Below are 19,893 nucleotides of genomic sequence, written 5' to 3'. Positions count from 1 at the left end.
AATCATCTTCAGGCATCTGGATCTGATCTCGCAGAATCTTCACACTAGATCCTGAAGCGACCCCGACCGATAGGGACTCGCTCTAGCTCGAACAGCGACGAGACGATCAGGAGAGCTGATGAAAATCGGGATCCCCCGCGAGGTCAAGAATCACGAATACCGAGTGGCGTGCACGCCCGCCGGTGTCCGTGAGCTTGTCTCTCGCGGACACGAAGTGTTCCTCGAGGCGGATGCCGGCGCCGGATCGGCGTTCGACGACGCCGCCTACAGCTGTGTCGGCGCCCACGTCCTGCCGACGGCGGACGAGGTCTGGGGCGTCGCGGATATGGTGCTCAAGGTGAAAGAGCCGGTGGCCGAGGAGTATTCGCGGATGCGCGCCGGGCAGCTGCTGTTCACCTACCTGCACCTGGCCGCCTCCAAGGAGTGCACCGACGCCCTGCTGAGCTCCGGCATCACCTCCGTGGCCTACGAGACGGTGACCGGACGCGACGGCAGCCTGCCGCTGCTGGCGCCGATGAGCGAGGTCGCGGGCAGGCTCGCACCCCAGGCGGGCGCCTACCACCTGATGCGCAGCGAAGGCGGCCGCGGCGTGCTCATGGGCGGGATTCCCGGCGTGCGACCCGCCAAAGTCGTCGTACTCGGCGCGGGCGTTTCCGGACGCAACGCCATCGCCGTCGCGGTCGGCATGCGCGCCGACGTCACCGTGCTGGATCTGAACGTCGCCCGGTTGCGCGAGGTGGACGACCTGTACCGCGGGCAGGTCCGCACCGTCGTCTCCAACGCGTTCGAGGTCGAGAACTCCGTGCGCGAGGCGGATCTGGTGATCGGCGCGGTCCTGGTGCCCGGCGCCAAAGCCCCCGAACTCATCTCCCACGATCTCGTCGAACAGCTCAAGCCCGGCTCGGTGCTGGTCGACATCGCCATCGACCAGGGCGGCTGCTTCGCCGATTCCCGGCCGACCACGCACGCCGAACCCACCTACCGGGTCCACGATTCGGTGTTCTACTGTGTCGCGAACATGCCCGGCGCGGTCCCCAACACGTCCACGGTGGCTCTCACCAACGCCACCCTCCCCTACGTCATCGCCTTGGCGGAGCGCGGCTGGCGCGACGCCGTCGCCGCGGATCCCGGCCTGGCCGCCGGACTGAGCACTCACCAGGGCACGCTGCTGTCCGAATCCGTCGCCGCCGCACACGGATACACCGCCGGACGGCTCGTGGCGGCCTGAGCGTCGTCCGAGGCCTGGGCGGTGGGCGTTGTTCAGGCGCATCTTCGCACCGCCCCCTCGCCTCGCCGTCCTCCTGCGCTGCCCGACCGCCGTGCGTTTTCGCAGTTCGGAGGTGGTCGAGTGGCGTTAGGGTGAAGGGGGGTGAGTGCGAGGAGTCGAAAGATGAGCACCACTGTTCTGATCGTGATCATTGTCATCGCCCTGGTCATCCTGCTGGTCGCCGCCTGGGTGCTGATGCGCAGACGGCGCGAACACCAGCGGGTCGAGGCTCGGGCTCTCCGTGACCGCGCGGCCGAACGCGACGTCGAGGTCGCTCAGCGGGAGGCGCGGGCCGAGGAGATCGCCGCCAGGAGCCGGGCGGCGAAGGCGGAAGGCGAGGCCAAGGTGGCGCAAGCCGAGCAGCTTGCCCAGCAAGCGCACATGGATCGCAGCGCGGCGGCGGATTCGCGAACCGAATTGGACAAGGAGTGGGAACGCGCCGACAAGGTCGATCCGGACACGAAGTTACGCGAGAAGCAGCGAGGCGCCGACACCGAACAACCGCCCCGCAGCCCCTGACATCGACACAAAGAACCGATCGCTTCCGCCGGAAGTGACCGGCTCCTGAGCAGTCGGCACCCGGATCGGTCGCGATCAGGACGCTAGCCTGCGAAGTATGACCGACGCGCCGGACCGTCCTCTGCTGTTCCTCGACGTCGATGGACCGCTGATTCCCTTCGGCGGAGTTCACGGGCATGAGGCGGAACCGATGCCTCTCCGCGACGGCCGGCTTGGTTCGAATCCGCTCGCGACCCGGCTCGATTCGGAGATCGGGCGGATGTTGGCGGCCCTTCCGTGCGAACTGGTTTGGGCCACGACCTGGATGCACGACGCCAACCGATTCGTCGGCCCGATTCTGGGTTTACCGACCCTGACCGTGATGGATTGGCCGGATTCACCGGACGATCGCATCGACGAATGGTTCGGCCTGCACTGGAAGACCCGTGCATTGGTCGAACGGGCTGCGGGGCGTTCGTTCATCTGGATCGATGACGAGATCAGCGCCAGCGACCGGGAATGGATCGCGGAGCATCACAGCGGCCGAGCGCTTCTGCATCACGTCGACCCTCGAACAGGACTGCGGCCGAACGACTTCGACATCATCGCGGCATGGCTCTCCAGTGCCTCATCGGGAGTCACCGCCCGTCAGCGCGGCGTTCTGCCGCATTGAAATCGCCCGCGGCCCTAGCCTGGCTTGAAACCGATGGAAGTGTGCGTCCAGAGACAACGCGGCAGGCCACCGACAGGTGAACGGCGGCCGCCACGAGGAAGATGCCTCTCCGCTATCTCAGGATCCGGGGGACAAAGCTCAGCGGACGAACGCCTTTCGCAGTGCTGTCGCTGCTTCGGATCGGGCTTTCGCGCTGTCGTCGAAGGGGTGCCGGACGAATTCGTGGATCATTCCGGGATAGCGGCTGACGGTGACCGGGACGCCGGCCTCCTCGAGACGCCGACCGTACTGTTCACCCTCGTCTCGCAGTGCGTCGTATTCGGCGGTGATGACGAGTGCCGGTGGAAGCCCGGCCAAGTCGGGGGCGAGCAGGGGTGAGACTCGGGGATCGAGCTTCTCCGCTTCGGTGGTCAGGTAGTGGTCCATGAACCAGTACTGGGTGGCCCTGCTGATATTGCCGTACTTACCCGCGTACTCGCGGATGGAGTAATTCGACCTCCGGAAATCGAGGTCGGGATAGATCAGGAGCTGGAAGGCCAGAGCAGGCCCGCCGTGCTCCCGCGCCATCAGCGCGACAACCGCCGCCAAGTTGCCTCCGGCGCTGTCGCCGCCGACAGCGATGCGGGTGGGATCCCCGCCTATTTCGGCCGCGTGCTCGGCGACCCATCGCGTCGCGGCGTAGCAGGCATCGGGCGCCGCCGGATATTTGTGCTCCGGCGCCCGCGGGTAGTCGACGGAGACCACGATGGACTCGGCGCCGTTCGCGAGACTCCGGCACAGGCCATCGTGGGTGTCCAGATCGCCGAGCACAAACCCGCCACCGTGGAAGAACAACAACACCGGGAAGGGGCCATCGCCCGCCGGAGTGTAGATCCGGACTCCGAGCTCCCCATCCGCCACGGGGATCACGCGGTCTTCGACGGCGGCGACAGCTTCGGGCTCCCCCAAAAGAGCGACACCCCTGCGCACCCCTTCGCGCGCCAGCTCGAGGGGAAACGTGTGCAGCTCACCGAAATTGAACTGGGCGAGCCGCTCCAAATATGCCTCGACCTGCGGGTGCAACGAGATCTGGCCTTCTGTTTCTTCGGTCATGCGCCTATGGTGCAACTTGAAGCACAGTTCAAGTCAAGGAGTGATCGGGCATGACGTCGCTGGATATCGCCGAAGTCGCCGAGCGGGCCGGGTTGGCTCCCTCCGCGTTGCGGTTCTACGAGAAGCGCGGCCTCATCGAGCCGGACGGCCGCAACGGTTTACGCCGCACCTACCGCCCCGATGTGCTCGCCCGACTGGCCCTGGTGACCTGCGCGCGCTCGGCCGGTTTCACCCTCACGCAGATCGCCAGGTTCCTGACAGCCACCCCCCACGACGCCGAACTCCGCGCCCACTTGGCCAAGAGAGCGAACCAGCTCGACGAGGACATCGCTCGCCTCACCAGAATGCGCGACGGCCTCCGCCACACCGCGACCTGCACCCACCGACCGCTGGTCGACTGCCCGGAATTCCAGCGCATTCTCGCCACTCCGGAAGCCGAGGCAGCGGAGGCGCCCGTGTAGCCGAATCCGCCGACCCCGCTCCCATTCGACGACGCCGAACGGTTCGCTCTCCACCCACGGTCGGATCGCCGTCTCCACCTGCGGACGGTGGTTCGGTGGCCACCCGGCGAACTATCGTGGCGTCATGCCTGTTACCGCCGGTACCGCTACCGAACCGCCAGTCATCCCCGGGGTGCGCCGATCGTTCAGCACCGCCCGCGGCGTTCGATTCCACGTCACCGAAGCCGGGCCGGTCGACGGCCGACCGGTCGTGCTGCTGCACGGCTGGCCGCAGCACCACTACGCCTACCGGGATCTCCTCGCCGACCCGCCCGAGGGACTCCGGATCATCGCGCCCGATCTGCCGGGCTACGGCTGGTCGGGCCCGGCGCCGCATCGATGGGCGAAGGACGACGTCGCCTCCGATGTGCTCGCGCTCCTCGATGCGCTGAACCTGAAGCGCGTACTGCTCGTCGGACACGACTGGGGCGGTTACGTCGGATACCTGATGGTGCTGCGCGAGCCCGAACGTTTCGACGGCTACCTCGCACTGAACATGGCGCATCCCTGGGTACCCGCGGCAACGGTGACGCGACATCTCTGGCGCTTCCTCGCCTACCAACCGCTGCTCGCCATCGCGGGCGTGCCGCTGCAACAGCGCACTCGCCTCCTCGAACGGCTCATCACCGCCGCGATCACCGACCGCAGCGCGGTCGACCCCGAGGTGGTGCGAATCTTCGCCGACCGCTTCCGCGATCCGGTCTGCGCCCGCGCCGCCACCGACACCTACCGCACGTTCTGGCTGCGCGAAATCCCGAGTGCCGCACGGCATCCCGAGCGTCGGCGCGTCACCATCCCCATTCGCGCACTGTTCGGCTTGGACGACGTCGCTCTTCATCCTTCCCTGGCCGCCCCCGAAACCGCCCGCGCCGACGACTACACCCTCGAAACCGTCATTGGCTGTGGACATTTCATCGCCGACGAACGCCCCGACCTGGTCCGCGCCCGCCTGATCGAGCTCGCGGCGGCCACGACCTAGCGAACTCCGTCACGACAGACAGCCGACACCGACCCTACCCACTTCGCCGCCCGGAACCGGTGCGGCTGTTCGGCCTCGATGGCCCGCAGGGAGGCCGCGCCACGCGGTGCGATCTCGTACCCCGTCGCCAAGCTGCGGGTCAGGCCGAGATTCTCGTGCGAACCGGCGAACGAGCGCGGCGATGCCCCGAGCACGTCGGCTACATCGCGTGGCGTTCCGCGACGAGCGCCTCGGTCACCACCGCGGCGATATCCCGGGTGTCCACGGAACTCAGCGCCGCCGGCGACCGGGAGCCGCAGCGTTCCCGCGCCCGCGAGGGCGATATCGCGGAGCGGCCCCTCGGTGACGTTCTGGTGGAACCAGTTCGGGCGCACGATCGTCCAATCGAGCGCCGAGGACTGCTGCCGCAGCGCCAAACGGCGCTGGTCGACATCTTCCGGCGCGTATTCCATACGGAAGGAATGGTGCTCGTGGAAGTTGAGGCTGTCGGCTCCCCGGGTACGCTCACGCGATGTCGTCGGCGTTTTCGGTCAGTGCAGCGATCAGCGCGACCCCGGCTGTGCTCGTCCCGCTTCGCTCAGCCGGAAGCGCACCGCGGTGACGCCGCGCTGGCTCGGCGGGGTCCTGTTCACGCCGGGCCTGATGGCCTTCACGGGCGACATCGGCGACACCGCGGCTCATTCCCATGCCGCCGTGCAGATCTTGCTCGTCACCGCAGGCGACGTGACGCTGATCGACGCCGCCGGACGCTCCACGACCGCCGAGGTGGCGATCATCCCGCCCGGTGTACGCCACGAAGTGCGCGCCACCCCCGGAGCCAAAGGCTTCATCGCCTACCTCGACTCCGCCGATCTCGTCGGCCGTGCCGCCCTCACTCGACTGCGTGGCCTGCCAGCCGATGCGGCCATCAGCTGGATCACTGCGGCAACGCCGCGCACCAGAGTGGAAGCACCGCAACCGCATTCGATGCCGCGCCGGTCCGCGCACCCGGTGGTGACCGAGGCGCTTCGCGTGGCAGCGGTCTCCACGGGCGGCCCACCGTCGCTGGGCGATCTCGCGGCCGCCGTCGCGATGTCGCCGAGCCGCCTGTCGCATCTGTTCACCGAGCACGTCGGTCTGCCGTACGCGGCGTGGCGGCGTTGGACTCGGCTTCAGCTGGCCGTCGGCACCGTGCGCGCGGGCGGCTCGCTGACCGAAGCCGCGCACGCCGCGGGTTTCACCGACAGCGCTCACCTCACCAAGACCTGCCGCGACCTGTTCGGCATCACCCCCACCGAAGCTCTCATCGCCACCGGCTGGCGACCACCACCCGCGCGGCTCAGCTGATTTCTACAAGCCTCGACCATGCTGCGGCGGCGACGCTGAACCCATGTCCACAATCATTCGCCCCCTGGTCCGCTACGGCTACGCACCGCTCTTGCTGCTGGGCATCAACGGCGCCGGAATCGCCTTGGCCGCAAGCGGAGCGAACAAAGCCTGGCTGCTGGCCCTGCTGGTTGCCGCTATCGCATTGTCGTTCGGCGCCGAACGCCTGCTGCCGTATCAAGGTGTCTGGAACAGCTCCCACGGCGACGTCGGGCGCGACACCGCGCACACCTTCGTCAACGAAACGCTCATTCTCACCAGTGTCGCCGCCATCCCGGCCTTGGCCGCGCTCGTCCCCGGCGACGGGATCTGGCCCACCGAGTGGCCTTTCGTCGTTCAAGTACTGATCGCGATTCTGGTCGCCGACTTCGGCATCACCCTGACGCACTACGCCAGCCACAAGATCGGGCTGCTCTGGCGGTTTCACGCTGTGCACCACAGCGTTACGCGGTTCTACGGCCTCAACGGCCTGATGAAGCACCCCCTGCACCAGACACTCGAGATGACCGCGGGCGTCACCCCGCTGCTGGTGGCCGGGATTCCGGTGCCGGTCGCGGCGGCGTTGTCGCTGGCGGTCGCGGTGCAGCTGCTGCTACAGCACTCCAACGCCGACTACCGCGTCGGCCCACTCGAATACGTCCTGGCGCTCAACGAAGGCCACCGCTTCCACCACCTCAAATGGGCGGGCATCGGCGACGTCAACTTCGGGTTGTTCACCCTCGTCTGGGATCACCTGCTGCGCACCTTCAGCTACGACCCCGCCCGCCGCTTCACCAGCGCCGACCTCGGCATGGCCGCCAAACCCGACTACCCGGTGGGCTACCTGGCTCAGCTCGCCGAACCCTTCACCCGCCACGGCGCCTGCACCACGGCCTCGGGCGACCACACCGAAAAGCGTTCGGACGCACCATCGATCAGTCAGGTGCCGCCAAGTCGAGCGCGAGCCAGTTCGTGATATGCCAGCCGATGTAAGCGCGAAGCATGCGCGATGTGTCAACCGAGGGGAAATTGGTCGAACGATTCGGCCGCAGCCCACATCGGGGTGACGGACTGCCACCCGAGAGCGAGTCGTCGTGCGTTCCGCCCTCGGGTTCGGCAACTGGTCAGTGACCTTCCGGCGCCGCCAAGGCGGATTCCGACGCCTTGGCGACCTCCATGTCGATCTCCTGGATCTGGATCGTCACACCGTCCGGATCGACGACCCGCAGGCTGCGACCGAAGTCCTCGTCGAAGATCTCGTACTCGTAGCCCTGCTCGCGCAGCCGGTTCGCGACCATCTCGAGCTTCTCGTCGGTCGCGAACCCGAGTTCGACCGAGCCTGCCGGGCGCCCTTTCGAGACCCTGAAGTCGTGCAACCCGACGGCCCCGGCGTCGGCCGAAAGTTGCGCCCACACATTGACACTCGCGTCCGCGTCGAACGCGAGCCCCAGACCGGCGTAGAACCTCCGGCACGCCTGCACATCCGACACATACCTGATCGGCAGCACAGTCAACATTTCTTTACCTCCTTCTCGGAACGGACGAACCGAGTGTCAGGCGGCATTCGCGCACAACGCCCAGTCCCGCCGTGCGGTCGCCGGAATCCGACACACACACGGCTGTGTCGACGGAATCCGACACGCGACAGCCGATTGGGCGGTAGGCGAGGATCCGCCGATCGGTGTGCGGCATCCGCTTTCGCCACCGGGTCTCGCGGACGAGTTCACCGCGCCGCGCCGACCGCGCTCGCCCACGGGTACTACTTCTTGACCAGGCTGAACTGCACGACGTCGATGTAGCCATCGCGGAAGAACCTGCCGCAGCCGCTCAGGTACTTCGAATAGGTGTCGTAGGTTTCCTCTGAGGTCAGCGCGATCGCCTCGTCGCGATGTTCTCTCAGCGCACGGGCCCAATGCTCGAGCGTGACGGTGTAATTCGGGCCGAGCGGATGCACGCGCTGGACGTCGAAGTGCGCCGCGCGGGCGTAATCGATCACCCATTGCGGCTCCGGCAGCTGGCCGCCCGGGAAGATCTCGCTGGCGATGAACTTGCCGAATTCGAGTATCTCGCGATTGATCGGCAGTCCTTTCGCGCGCCACTCGTGCCGGTCGAACTGCACGATCGTATGCAGCAGCATCCGTCCGTCGGCGGGCAGCATGCGGTGACACTTGCCGAAGAACCATTCGTACCGCTCACGCCGGAAATGTTCGAACGCGCCGATGCTGACGATACGATCCACCGGCTCGTCGAATTCTTCCCAACCCTGCAGCAGCACACGGCCGCGCCTGGGTCCGCGATGCGCCTCGAACAGGCTGTTGACGTGCTCGTATTGGTTGCGGCTCAGCGTCAGCCCGATCACGTCGACGTCGTAGCGCTCCATCGCGCGCATCATCGTCGAGCCCCAGCCGCACCCCACGTCGAGCAATGTCATGCCGGGCCGCAGATCGCATTTGCCCAGCGCCAGGTCGATTTTGGCCAGTTGCGCTTCCTCGAGGCTCATCCCCTCGCGTTCGAAATACGCGCAACTGTAGGTGCGAGTCGGATCCAGGAACAGCGCGAAGAAATCGTCGGACAGGTCGTAATGCGACTGGACGTCCGAATAGAACGGGACCAATCCCTCCGTGCTCGTTCCGTTCTCCGGAGACATAGTCCTCCTCGCCAGCTGGATGAAAGATGCGTCGAACAGGAGGAGCGCGTACCACAAAATACTCTGCGGTGAGATCGCGCGGGCGCGATCGGCAGGAGTGCGCCGTCGAGACCGGAGACATCCGCGCGCTGGGTCCGGCCAGCTGACAAGAGCGCCGGAACTCGGCGGCGCCCCCGTTCCGAGAGCCGCCGAGCCGAAGAGGCTCGGCGGCTCGCGGAATCCGTGTACTCGGTCGCGGGGCGGTCAGGACGACATGGGCAGGTCCACGTAGGCCGGACCGTTCTGGTTGGAGAGCGTGACGGTCGTACCCGCGATGGTTTCGTCGCCGTACAGGTGATCCTTGGTGTCGACGATCATCGTCAGATGGTGACCGGCGGGGATCCGGTAGTCGGCCGCCTGCAATCGAGCGTTCACCACGGTCGGGCGACCGGCCTCCGCATTCTGCACGGTGACGGCAGCATGGGTGATGATCTGCATTTTGCCGGTGAAGGGATTGTGGTCGAACAGGTAGGCGAAAACGGTGACCGTCTTGTCGGAGGGAGTGACGGTGACCTGCATTTCAGGGGCGCCCGCGATGCGACGGGGCTCGGGGAACGGCTCGGTGGTCCAGACCGCGGCGGCGCCACGGTCGACGTCGTCGAGCAGCTGCCGCTTGGGCATCAGCAGTCGTTCGAGGAAACCGTCGAACACCAGCGTGCTGGCCGCCCTGACCTGTTCGGTGCCCGCCTGAATGCTCTGGCTGTAGGTCTGCGCCGGAGATGTCGTCAGCGCACCGTCGGTGGACCCGCCGCTCGGCGCGTTCAGGTAGTAGCGCAGCATCGAGTTCGACCAGGATTTCAGGTCCGCGGCGGCTTCTGTGGCGAAGTTGTACATGGTCTCGGTGTGCACGACGCCGTCTCGGTCGATGCCGTTGTCCACACCGAGCAGGTGGTGGTCCAGCCAGTCGTAGGCGGCTTCGGTGGTCCGGGTGTAGACGCCCAGGAGGATACCGGGAATCTCCACCGCACCGTGGTCGCCGACGGCGAGGTCGAGGCGCTTCGGGCCGGGGTAGCGATCGAAGTAGTCGAGCAGCTGATTCTGCGGGAAGATCGTTTCGTGCCAGTAGCTGGTGAAGAATGTTGGCACGGAACGCTTTTTACTCACGTGCGCGGGCGAGCGCGGCTTCGCCCACTCCAGCACCTCGTCGATGTTGGTGTTCTCGCGGAAGTCTTCGAGGACCTGCACCAGTTCGTCGCTCGGCCGATCGCTGATCGCGGCGAGGGCTTCCGCGGCCGCGATGTGCCGGGTCCGGTTGTCGTAGAGCGCTTGGCCGAGGTCCGCCCAGGTGCTCAGCGCGACCACCGCCTTGACCCGCTGGTCCTCGTTGGCGACCAGCTGGCTGATGCCGGAACCGTAGGAGATGCCGAGCATGCCGATGCGGTCCGGGTCGGCGTCGAGTCCGCTGTTGGCGAGCGCCCAGTCGATGACCTTGCGTCCGTCCGCGATGTCCTCGGGACCTGCCACCGTCAGCTTCCCGTCGGAACCCGGCAGACCCCGTTCGGTGTACGCGACGACGGCGTATCGGCGCATCAGCAATCGGATGATGGCGCCGCCGTACATCTTCCAGCCCTTGGGGTCCAGTCCGGCGGGAAGAATGACGAGCGGGTGCGGGCCGCCGGTGTTCGGCCATGCGGCGAAGGCGTCGAGCAGCACGCCTTCCGCACCGGGAATCTGCTCGGCGCCGAGGCGACACTGGGCTCGGACTGCGGCGATATCGTCGACGAGGTCCGCGGGGACACCGGTCGCGTCTCCGGTGAGCAGATCGTGCACGACCGCGTCGACGTCGTGGTCCTGATCGGGGGAAAGTAGTCGCAGTCGGTCCTGGCGAGGCTGGGTCATTGCATTCCTTTCCTGTTCCGTGCGAGAGGGTTTCCTGAAGCCGCGCCGCTGGTTTCGAGGCGCGAGTAGGTATCGGAATCGCGAATAGTGTCGATCCTGCAGACGGGGAAGCGGATTCGCCGCACCGGTCGAATTGCCGACGATCGCGCCCGGCGAACGCCGAGTTGATCGCGAAACTGTTCAGCGAAGAACATCTCGTGGTCGCCGACCTGGGTCACCCAGGACGAACAACCGCTTGATCGACGGTCCGAATACCCCGTCCGGCTGTCGCCGTGGCCAATAGACGACCGACATCACCCAGCCTGCCAAATTGGCGACCGGGGTTCCACGACTACGGCGAGATGGCGGTGACTATTCGAGGAATCGAACCGTACGAACTGCGTCCACTATCACGAGAGACCTGTCGATGACCATGCCGCGCCCCCTGCTCGTAGTGCCCACACAGAATCGAACCCGAGGTACGGATCAAGTACCGTTGTGCGCCTTTACGTCTCGAACGCTGTACCGATCTCTGCCGCTCCCGATTTTACCGTATGAAAGCGAGATCGAATACGGCTACTCGACAAGCGCCTCGCGCGCACTCCGGTATCGACTACCGAACGAGGACGATATCCGCGTGCGCGGCTTCGTACCGAAGGAAGTCGTGTACGGTCGCGACACCGTAGCTGGATCTCGGCTCCCCTCCCGGCGGTGCAGTGTTCAGTAGACAGTGCAGCCACCGATGGGATTGGCCTTCGGGCCGGTCAACGAGGTAGCGGAAGGCGTCATCGCGCCCCTGACCGAACTTCATCGACGGCAGGCCCGCAGAGACCGAGCAGGGCTCGCGCCGCCCGCACTGACCAAGGGATATACCGATGCCAGTAACAACGCTACTCTCTGGCGCATCGAACACGATTCGAACGCGACGCGCTGCGGCAGGCAGGCGTCAGCGGGGTGCTGGTCCTGGATGGCATCAACGGCCTCGGACTACCGCCCACCCCCGACGCCGACGCCGACGATCGCCAGGTACGAGGAACTCGTCGCCACCGCGTACCGCCACGGCAAGAAGATCTGGCTGGGCACAGTGCTACCCGCCACCACCCGCTCCCCCGCCGGCGGCATAGCTACGGATGCGGAATGACCTCGGGCAAGTGCTCGATCGCCTCGACGATATCGGCATCGACACGACCGAAGACCACGTCGAAATAGACGCGCAGATACCCGCGCTGGAGTTCTATCGACCGATCCGCGTCGATGGAGCCGACCGCCTTGGTTCTCGTGTCCGCGGGGAGGAGTCCGGCCGTAGCGAGTTGCGGCAGGATCGCCTGCTGGTCGCAGAAGGACATGTGCTCGGTGCCCGACACCCGCAGCGGCAGTTTCGATCCGGTGTTGTTCCGCCAGTGGGGTTCCCAGCCGGGCTTACCGAACCATGGCGACGATTCACTCGCGAGCATCAGCAGCGGACGATTTATTCCGTCGTCGGCGACCGACCCCAGGATGGGTCCGTCCAGATTGACACCCGCGCGAATCCTTGGGTCGTCGTGCAGAGCCTGGGTCGTGGTCGAACCGCCGAGCGAATGTCCGAACATTCCGACGTGTGAGAAGTTCATGTTTTCAGCAAGATGCGCAGGCAGCGTATTGCCGAGATCCGAAGGCTGGCCCGCAACGTAGGCGGCGAGCCGATCCAGCACGAATCTGGTATCGGCGACCCGTGTCGGCAGCAGGAGATCCCGCAGCACTTCCTGGGGCGAATCCAGCGGAACCACCGTGCGTTCGATCCGGCCATCTGGGAAATGGACGGCGAACGCTTCATGCGTGTGGTTCATCGCGACCACGACGTAGCCATGGCTGGCCAAATCCTCGGCTTGGGCGGTGCTCCAGCCAGTGGTGTCGCCCATCCCGGGAGAATTCAGCAGGATCGGGAACCGGCCGATATCGGTGCGGGCGGGCAGATCCTCGTGACTGTGGCTGAGCCCGAGTGTCCAACTGCCTTGTGGTACACCGAGTTCGGTGAGGTAGACGTGCTGCGCCTCTTGTCCGCCGAGCGGCATCCAAGGTGCGGGCGGTGAGGTGCTGTCCTCGGCCGGATACCAGATTTGGATCATCAGTTCGCGGCGTCGACCGGCGTCCCACGGGTCGGCGCGGTCTGGGTCGATCAGATGTAGTTCGGTGACGCCGACGGAATATGGGCCTGTCGGAGCAGGAAACGAGAGAGTCACAGGGTGGCTCGGTGACGTCTCGGGTGACGCTCCCGCCGCGCCCACGGTGCTTGCGGCGACCATCAATGCTGTTGCGACGGCAAACACGAATCGCCGTAAACCCTTGCGCGCTATGACAACTCCCCAGGTCGAGCGGCCCTCCGGTTCCACAGCCTACAAGATCGACCACAGGCCGAAGCCAGCGGAGATCTGGCCGCCGTTGTCGATTGATGGCGGCCCTGACGCCTACGTTCACTACTCCGCCGCCTCCGGCTCGGGATTCGAATCCCTGAAATAGGGACAGCGCGTGGAGTTCGTAAGCGGTCAGGGCCAAAGGCAGACAGGCACAGGACGTCCGCACGATCTGAGCGACGCAGCCGTCAGTCGGTCCACAAGCGGGTGTCGTGGCGCTCGATCGAAGCGCGGATACGCGCGACGGCGGCATCCATCGACTGGGCGGGGAGGCGGCGTCCGTCTCGCAGCCGCACGGATACCTCAGCCTGTGCGATCTCGGCGGGTCCGAGAATGAACTGGTATGGCGCCAAACGGTTCTCGCGTACACGCGCCGCGAGACTGCCCGCTTCGGTACCGGCGACGCGGGCGCGCAGCCCGGCATCGACGCACCGGTCACGAAGCTCGGCAGCCGCGGGTTCCTCGGCGGCGGATATCGGCAGCACCGCGACCTGAACAGGTGCCAGCCACGCCGGGAATGCGCCGCCGTGTTGTTCGATCAGGTGGGCGACCGCGCGTTCGACGCTGCCGATGATGCTGCGGTGCACCATGACCGGTCGATGCTTGCCGCCGTCGGGGCCGATGTAGTGCAGATCGAATCGCTCGGGCTGGTAGAAGTCGACCTGCACGGTGGACAGGGTGGATTCGCGCCCCGCGTGATCGGCTACCTGAACGTCGATCTTGGGGCCGTAGAACGCGGCCTCTCCCTCGACTGCCTCATACGACAATCCGGCCCCGTCGAGCGCCTCGCTCAACAGCTTGCTCGCGCGCGACCACATATCCGGTGCCGCAACGTATTTCCCACTCGCTCCGGGCAGCGACAGCCGGTAGCGGGCGGCGGTGATCCCCATGGCGCGGTACGCGGAGCAGATCAGGGCCAATGCGGCGGCGACCTCGTCGGCGACCTGATCCAGGGTGCAGAAGATGTGCGCGTCGTTGAGCTGAATGGCGCGCACACGGGTCAGACCGCCCAGCACCCCGGATAATTCGGAGCGGTACATCGCACCGAGCTCCGCGATCCGCAGCGGCAGTTCGCGGTAGCTGTGTGAGCGGGAACGGTAGATCACCGCGTGGCCAGGACACAGGCTGGGACGCAGCACCACCTGCTCACCGCCGATATCCATCGGCGGGTACATGTCGTCGTTGTAATGCGCCCAGTGCCCGGAGATCTCGTACAGCTCGCGTTTGCCGAGCACCGGCGAGTACACGTGCCGGTAGCCCACCCGTCGTTCCGCGGCGCGGATGTACTCCTCGAGGGTGTGGCGCACGATCGCCCCGTCGGGCAGCCAGTACGGCAAGCCCGCTCCGATCAGCGGGTCGGTGTCGAACAGGTCGAGTTCGCGGCCGAGTTTTCGGTGGTCGTGCATGTGGGTCTCCTCCCAGTCGAGGGCGAATGACCACGCGAGAAAGCCCCGGGCATTCGCCCGGGGCTTCGATCAGAACAGGGTTCAGCGCGCCGGGACGTCGTCCGGCGTCGTCGTGGACTGAGCGCGCTGCATGCCGAGCACGCTACCTCACGCCGGATCCCGCCGCGCGCACACGCCTGCACCGCCGCGTCACCGCGGCGTGGATGGTCTTCTGCGTCGCTCACGTGGTGATCATGGGCCCGGTCTACCTCGCCGACAACGTCGTACTACTGGGCACTCTCGCGCTCGTCCTCAACAAACCGATGCTCCTCGCCGCGTTCGCTGGCACCTGGGTCTGGGTGCGTCGCACTGCGCGGACCGACGACCGCGCCGCCGAACGCTGACCGTCGAATCCATCCAGCGGCACCGCGATCCACGACACTCCCCGGAACGCGGACGACCCCCGGCGCTGTGGCGGCCCGCCTCTTCTCGCGCCATCGGGTTCGCTCGGCGGCCGGATACTGCTCCCGGCGTAACGGTCGGTCGGCTCCATACCGTCACGAAGCGCGTTTCGCGGCGGGTACCGAGGCCTCGTCGAGCTGTCGGAGCAGCTCGTCGGTGGTCACCACCGCACCGCAGCGGCGTGCCGTGTAGTTCAGCGCCATGAGGTGTTCGTCACGGCTGAAGTCGGCCGTGGCGTCCAGTGCCAGGAACGGGCGCACGTCGCTCATGAATGCCTCCGCGGCGCTGAGCATGCAGCCCATGTGGGTGTAGACGCCGGTGACCATGAGGTGGTCGCGGTTGTAGTAGCCCAGCAGCTCGCGTAGGTCGGTGCGCTGGAACGCGGAGTAGCGCCACTTGGTGACCTGGATGTCGCGCTCGTCGGGGCGCAGTTCGGCGATGACCTCGGTATCGGCGCCGGTGGACATCCCGCTGCCCCAGAAGTCGGCGAGAATGCCGCGCCGCGAGGGGTGCTGGTTTCCGGGCTGCATGGTGTAGACGACCGGAATTCCCAACTCGTGGCAGCGGTTTCGGAGCCGCGAGATATTGGCGACGAGAGTGTGCGCCGGTTCCTGCTCGAGGTCGTAGGCCGCGAGGAAGTACCGCTGCATGTCGTGGATCAGCAGCGCGGTACGGGACGGCTCGACTGTCCATGGCACCTGGTTGTCGGTGACTTCCGCCGCGGTCGGCATGTCGTAGGGCGCGATCGGGGGAATGGGCATGTGAATCTCCGGTTTTCGTGTGCGTTGTGCGAGAACGGCCGAGGGCCGGAAGAGCGGTCGCGGTGTGCGGGTCAGGCCACCGTGAGGGGAAGATCCGCGATACCGAGCGGAGCGAGGATGCGCTGGAATTTGCCGGTGGTCTCGGCCAATTCGGCCGCCGGATCGGATTCCGCCACGATGCCGCCGCCCGCGTGCGCGAGCAGGCTGCGACCATCGGCGGACAGCTCGGCACAGCGGATGCTCACCATCCACTCGCCGTTGCCCTCGGCATCGCACCAGCCGACGGCACCCGCGTAGAAGCCGCGATCACCCTCGAGTTCGGCGATCAGCCGCGCGGCCGCCGCGGTGGGCGTCCCGCAGACGGCGGGCGTCGGATGCAGCGCCGCGGCCAACTCCAGCGCCGAGGGTCCATCCGCGCGCACCGCGGCGGTGATGGGCGTACCGAGGTGCCACATCTCCGGTGTGCTGGTGAGTTCCGGTGCGGGAGCGTTGACTTCGACACACCGGTCGCGCAGCACGCCGCTCACCTGATCGACCACATACCGGTGTTCGTGCTGATCCTTGGCGGATCCGAGCAGCGTCCGAGCGACCTCGCGATCGGCCGCCTCGTCGTCGAGCACGCGGCGCGCCGATCCGGCGAGTGGATGGCTGAGCACCTCCGGCCCGTCCCGTCGGACCAGTACCTCTGGGCTGGAACCGATCAGATGCTTTCCGGCGTACGCTGCGCCCGCGGCGGACAGATCGACCAGGAAGCCGTTGCCCATCGGGTCGGTGGAGACAAGGCGATCCAGAATGGCGTGCGGCCGAACGGATTCGGCGCTGCGTGCGCGAATCGCCCTGGCCAGCACTACCTTTTGGATCGGATGAGCGGAATCGGCCAGCATCCGGACGGCGGTGGCCACCCGGCGCAGATGGGTTTCGGGCTCGGGAACGGCGGCCTCGAAGTCGAAGCGCGGCGTCCGCGCCGCGGCGGGCCGGTATCCGCTGTCGCTGGTGGACAACGATTCCGGGGCCCACAGCGCCGCGGGAGCGTCGGGCAGGAACGGCAGTGCACCGACGATATGGCTGACCTCACCGCGGCGCAGCGCGGTCACCGCGTCCCGCGCGGAACGGAAGGTGCGACCGCTGCCGTGCGCGACCACGGTGCGATAAGGGCGCGACAGCACGAAAGCGGGGTCCGAAGTATCGGCTGATGTGTCGGAAATGGGGATCATCCTCTCGGTTCACCTATCGAGGGTCGCGCCGCCGTCCACCCGGAGATCGTGCATGGTGATGTGGCGAGCGTCGTCGGATACCAGGAAGCGGATGGCCGCGGCGATATCCGCGGGTTCGGCTATGCGCCGCAGGGGAATACCGAGGCGGTAGGTCTCGGGGTCGCCATCGAGCAGACCGGCGCGGGTGGCCTCGTCGAGACCGTCGGCGTACAGGCCGCTCAGCATGGACGTGTTCGTGGAGCCCGGCGACACCAGGTTGACGCGCACGCCGTGCGGGGCGACCTGTAGGGCAAGGGCGCGCGTGAAGGCGGTGGCCGCCGCCTTGGAGGCGCAGTAGGCGGCCATGCCAAGCCGCGGCGTGCTCGCCGCGTTCGAGGAGACCACCACGATGGCCCCGCGTCCGGCGGCGACCATGTCGCGGGCGGCGCGCTGGGTGACGTGCATGGTGCCGGTCGCGTTGACGGCGAAGCTGCGCTCCCACGCCTCCGGTGTGATGTCCAGTGCCGCGCCGGGATCCATCACCCCCGCGGCGTGCACCACCACGTCGGGGGTGCCGTGCGCGGCGCCGAAACGGTCGAATGCCTCGGACACCGACTCGCGGTCGGCGACGTCCACCTCGGTGGCGTGCACGGCTCCGGCTGTGCGGGCGTCGATTTCCCGTGCCACGTCGTGCACTCGCGGGTCTCGGTCCCATAGCGCCACCGCCCGCGCGCCGTTGGCGAGTTCGGCCGCGACCGCCGCGCCGATACCCGCGGCCGCCCCGGTGACGACGACCACCCGCGCACCAGAATCGATCATGAACATGAGGTTAGCCTAACCTGATAGGAATGTGGGGGCTCCGCTTTCCACACGGTCGCGGAGCGACCCGAATGCCCTGCGAAATGAGGTGTCCCACAATGGCATTGACCGTTCCACCGAGCTTCACGCCGTGGCCGTCGGAGGAGGCGAGACGGTATCGCGAGCTCGGTTGCTGGACCGGAGAAACGTTCGGCGACCTGCTGGACGCGCGCGCCGCGGCTATCCCGGAGGCGGTCGCCGTCGTGGACGACGCGCACCGCTGGACCTATGCCGAGCTCGACCATCGCTCCCGGTCGCTGGCGACCGGCCTGGCGCGATTGGGTATCGGCCGCCACGACCGCGTGCTGGTGCAACTGCCCAATCGCGCGGAATTCGTCGAAGTGATCTTCGCCCTGTTCCGCCTCGGCGCGCTGCCGGTCTTCTGTCTGCCCGCCCACCGGCAGGCGGAACTCGTCCCGATCGCCACGGCGAGCGCCGCGACGGCCATGATCACCACCGGTGTACATCAGCGTTTCGACTATGCGGCGCTCGCCGATTCGATTCGTGCACAGTCGCCGACGCTGCGGCACGTCCTCGTCGTGGCCGACGATCCGGAACAGCGGCTGCCCCAGAGTGCGCGCCGTATCGACGAATTCCGCGACGAGCCGGGCGAACTGCCGCCGGTGGACGCGAGTGACGTTGCCTTCCTGCAACTCTCCGGCGGCAGCACGGGCATCCCGAAACTCATCCCACGCACCCACGACGACTACCTGTACAGCGTGCGCCGCAGCGCGGAGATCTGCGAACTCGACAGCGACACCGTGTACCTGGCGACGCTGCCCATCGCGCACAACTTCCCGATGAGTTCGCCGGGCATCCTTGGCGCGCTGTGGGCGGGCGGCACTGTGGCCATGACTCCGGATCCCACTCCGGCGACGGCGTTTTCGGCGATCGAGAAGTTCGGTGTGACCATCACCGGTCTGGTGCCGCCGCTGGCCCGGCTCTGGGTGGAGCGAGCCGAGGCCGGTTCGACGCCGGACCTGTCCACTCTCCGGGTGGTGCAGGTGGGTGGCGCGCGCTGTCAGGAGGAATTGGCGCGGCGCATCGGACCGGCGCTGGGGGTCACCCTGCAACAGGTGTTCGGCATGGCCGAGGGGTTGGTCTGCTACACCCGCCTCGACGATCCGATCGACGCGGTGATCGCCACCCAGGGTCGGCCGATGTCGGAGCACGACCGACTCGAGGTCGTGGACGACGACGGTGCCGAGGTGCCGCCGGGCGGTGACGGCAACCTGATCACGCAGGGGCCGTATACGATTCGCGGCTACTACGACAATCCCGAGGCCAACGCCCGCAGCTTCACCGCCGAGGGCTGGTATCGCACCGGCGACATGGTGCGGGTGCGACCCGACGGCAACCTGGTGGTGCTCGGCCGCGCCGGTGACTGGGTCAACCGCGGCGGCGAGAAGGTGTCGGCCGAGGAGTTGGAGGAGCACCTGCTCGCCCATCCCGGCATCCGTGACGCCGTCGTGGTCGGCACCCCGGACCGGATACTCGGACAGCGCATTTCCGCGTTCGTGCAGGCCGCCGATCCGGAGCACCAGCCGACCCTCGCCACCGTCCGCGCCTTCGTGCGCGAGCGCGGGGTGGCGGCGTGGAAGATGCCGGACTCCGTGGTGGTGGTCGACCGGTTCCCGGAGACGGGGGTGGGTAAGACCAGCCGCAAGGAGCTGCGACAGTTGCTCGCCGAGGGCACGCACGCGAAGTGACGCCGACGGTGGCGCGGTGCGAGCCGCGCCACCGGTCCTCACGACAGGGCTTCGAGCCAGGACCCGAGCACGGGATCCGCTGCGAGAGTGGGAAAGTCGATGTGCGCATGCCCAGCCGCTCGCCACTTCTCCACCAGCGACATGATGCGCACCGAATCCAGTCCGGCGTCGAGGAGGTTGGTCTCGTGGGTCAGCTCGTCCGGGCGCACGCCCAGAGCCGCTGCCACGTCGCCGATTACGCGCTCGCGGTCGGCCACCGCGGTGTTCTCGTTGGTCAT

20 protein-coding genes and 1 pseudogene are annotated in these 19,893 nt (G+C 67.1%); 10 read left to right on the top strand and 11 right to left on the bottom strand.

Going from position 1 to position 19,893, the window contains the following annotated elements; translation table 11 throughout:
* Positions 1-118: 118 nt before the first annotated feature.
* The 3 genes from ald (at position 119) to ABZV58_RS28455 (ending at position 2,438) form a co-directional block, all read left to right on the top strand.
* Positions 119-1,228, top strand: coding sequence for an alanine dehydrogenase (gene ald / locus ABZV58_RS28465; protein ID WP_355003251.1), 1,110 nt, complete (start codon positions 119-121; stop codon positions 1,226-1,228).
* Positions 1,229-1,390: 162 nt separating this feature from the next.
* On the top strand, positions 1,391-1,786 hold the full coding sequence (locus tag ABZV58_RS28460; RefSeq protein WP_355003250.1) for a hypothetical protein: 396 nt from the start codon (positions 1,391-1,393) through the stop codon (positions 1,784-1,786).
* Positions 1,787-1,883: 97 nt separating this feature from the next.
* Positions 1,884-2,438, top strand: coding sequence for an HAD domain-containing protein (locus ABZV58_RS28455; RefSeq protein WP_355003249.1), 555 nt, complete (start codon positions 1,884-1,886; stop codon positions 2,436-2,438).
* A gap of 138 nt (positions 2,439-2,576) precedes the next feature.
* Here ABZV58_RS28455 and ABZV58_RS28450 read toward each other — a convergent pair whose 3' ends face one another.
* Entirely contained in the window at positions 2,577-3,530 is a 954-nt protein-coding gene (locus ABZV58_RS28450) for an alpha/beta hydrolase (RefSeq protein ID WP_355003248.1), read from the bottom strand.
* A 50-nt stretch (positions 3,531-3,580) separates the two neighbouring features.
* Between ABZV58_RS28450 and ABZV58_RS28445 the strand changes: the two genes are divergently transcribed.
* A complete protein-coding gene (locus ABZV58_RS28445; protein ID WP_355003247.1) occupies positions 3,581-3,991 on the top strand; it encodes a MerR family transcriptional regulator in 411 nt (136 codons plus the stop codon).
* Positions 3,992-4,115: 124 nt separating this feature from the next.
* Positions 4,116-5,009 carry an alpha/beta hydrolase gene (locus tag ABZV58_RS28440; RefSeq protein ID WP_355003246.1) on the top strand — a complete coding sequence of 298 codons (894 nt, stop codon included), beginning with the start codon at positions 4,116-4,118 and terminating at the stop codon, positions 5,007-5,009.
* Here ABZV58_RS28440 and ABZV58_RS28435 read toward each other — a convergent pair.
* The gene (locus ABZV58_RS28435) at positions 5,006-5,461 is read right to left on the bottom strand and encodes a hypothetical protein (RefSeq protein ID WP_355003245.1); all 456 of its coding nucleotides are present in this window, start codon (positions 5,459-5,461) and stop codon (positions 5,006-5,008) included. The genes ABZV58_RS28440 and ABZV58_RS28435 overlap by 4 nt on opposite strands.
* A gap of 145 nt (positions 5,462-5,606) precedes the next feature.
* Here ABZV58_RS28435 and ABZV58_RS28430 point away from each other — a divergent pair, with 145 nt between their 5' ends.
* A complete protein-coding gene (locus tag ABZV58_RS28430; RefSeq protein ID WP_355003244.1) occupies positions 5,607-6,335 on the top strand; it encodes an AraC family transcriptional regulator in 729 nt (242 codons plus the stop codon).
* 43 nt (positions 6,336-6,378) lie between these two features.
* Positions 6,379-7,329, top strand: coding sequence for a sterol desaturase family protein (locus tag ABZV58_RS28425; protein ID WP_355003243.1), 951 nt, complete (start codon positions 6,379-6,381; stop codon positions 7,327-7,329).
* A 148-nt stretch (positions 7,330-7,477) separates the two neighbouring features.
* Here the strand turns inward: ABZV58_RS28425 and ABZV58_RS28420 are convergent, their stop codons facing one another.
* The 3 genes from ABZV58_RS28420 to ABZV58_RS28410 all read right to left on the bottom strand — a co-directional run bounded on the left by ABZV58_RS28420 (position 7,478) and on the right by ABZV58_RS28410 (position 10,878).
* The gene (locus ABZV58_RS28420; protein ID WP_355003242.1) at positions 7,478-7,870 is read right to left on the bottom strand and encodes a VOC family protein; all 393 of its coding nucleotides are present in this window, start codon (positions 7,868-7,870) and stop codon (positions 7,478-7,480) included.
* A gap of 242 nt (positions 7,871-8,112) precedes the next feature.
* The gene (locus ABZV58_RS28415; RefSeq protein WP_355003241.1) at positions 8,113-9,000 is read right to left on the bottom strand and encodes a cyclopropane mycolic acid synthase family methyltransferase; all 888 of its coding nucleotides are present in this window, start codon (positions 8,998-9,000) and stop codon (positions 8,113-8,115) included.
* Between the two features lie 243 nt (positions 9,001-9,243).
* A complete protein-coding gene (locus ABZV58_RS28410; RefSeq protein ID WP_355003240.1) occupies positions 9,244-10,878 on the bottom strand; it encodes a CocE/NonD family hydrolase in 1,635 nt (544 codons plus the stop codon).
* A 946-nt stretch (positions 10,879-11,824) separates the two neighbouring features.
* Between ABZV58_RS28410 and ABZV58_RS28405 the strand changes: the two genes are divergently transcribed.
* Complete coding sequence (locus ABZV58_RS28405; protein WP_355003239.1) at positions 11,825-11,998, top strand: hypothetical protein; 174 nt, start codon at positions 11,825-11,827, stop codon at positions 11,996-11,998.
* Here the strand turns inward: ABZV58_RS28405 and ABZV58_RS28400 are convergent.
* Both ABZV58_RS28400 and thrS read right to left on the bottom strand, forming a co-directional pair.
* Complete coding sequence (locus tag ABZV58_RS28400; protein WP_355003238.1) at positions 11,982-13,076, bottom strand: hypothetical protein; 1,095 nt, start codon at positions 13,074-13,076, stop codon at positions 11,982-11,984. The two genes, ABZV58_RS28405 and ABZV58_RS28400, sit on opposite strands and share 17 nt — an antisense overlap.
* A 359-nt stretch (positions 13,077-13,435) precedes the next feature.
* Positions 13,436-14,659, bottom strand: a pseudogene (gene thrS / locus ABZV58_RS28395) (threonine--tRNA ligase); the annotation flags it as partial.
* 20 nt (positions 14,660-14,679) lie between these two features.
* On the opposite strand from thrS, the gene ABZV58_RS28390 reads away from it, so the two are divergent.
* Positions 14,680-15,036: a DUF3159 domain-containing protein gene (locus ABZV58_RS28390; protein ID WP_355003237.1), complete on the top strand. Its 357-nt coding sequence runs from the start codon at positions 14,680-14,682 to the stop codon at positions 15,034-15,036.
* Between the two features lie 153 nt (positions 15,037-15,189).
* On the opposite strand, the gene ABZV58_RS28385 is transcribed toward ABZV58_RS28390, so the two are convergent.
* The 3 genes from ABZV58_RS28385 to ABZV58_RS28375 all read right to left on the bottom strand — a co-directional run bounded on the left by ABZV58_RS28385 (position 15,190) and on the right by ABZV58_RS28375 (position 17,867).
* A complete protein-coding gene (locus ABZV58_RS28385; protein WP_355003236.1) occupies positions 15,190-15,855 on the bottom strand; it encodes an isochorismatase family protein in 666 nt (221 codons plus the stop codon).
* Positions 15,856-15,926: 71 nt separating this feature from the next.
* Positions 15,927-17,069: an isochorismate synthase gene (locus ABZV58_RS28380; protein ID WP_355003235.1), complete on the bottom strand. Its 1,143-nt coding sequence runs from the start codon at positions 17,067-17,069 to the stop codon at positions 15,927-15,929.
* A 9-nt stretch (positions 17,070-17,078) separates the two neighbouring features.
* Positions 17,079-17,867: an SDR family oxidoreductase gene (locus ABZV58_RS28375; RefSeq protein ID WP_355003234.1), complete on the bottom strand. Its 789-nt coding sequence runs from the start codon at positions 17,865-17,867 to the stop codon at positions 17,079-17,081.
* A 98-nt stretch (positions 17,868-17,965) separates the two neighbouring features.
* Here ABZV58_RS28375 and ABZV58_RS28370 point away from each other — a divergent pair, with 98 nt between their 5' ends.
* Positions 17,966-19,615: an AMP-binding protein gene (locus tag ABZV58_RS28370; protein ID WP_355003233.1), complete on the top strand. Its 1,650-nt coding sequence runs from the start codon at positions 17,966-17,968 to the stop codon at positions 19,613-19,615.
* Positions 19,616-19,653: 38 nt separating this feature from the next.
* Here ABZV58_RS28370 and ABZV58_RS28365 read toward each other — a convergent pair whose 3' ends face one another.
* Entirely contained in the window at positions 19,654-19,893 is a 240-nt protein-coding gene (locus ABZV58_RS28365; RefSeq protein ID WP_355003232.1) for a phosphopantetheine-binding protein, read from the bottom strand.

It is taken from the genome of Nocardia sp. NPDC004654, from assembly GCF_040609595.1.
Lineage (GTDB): Bacteria > Actinomycetota > Actinomycetes > Mycobacteriales > Mycobacteriaceae > Nocardia.
This window is presented reverse-complemented; position numbering and strand designations above follow the sequence as displayed.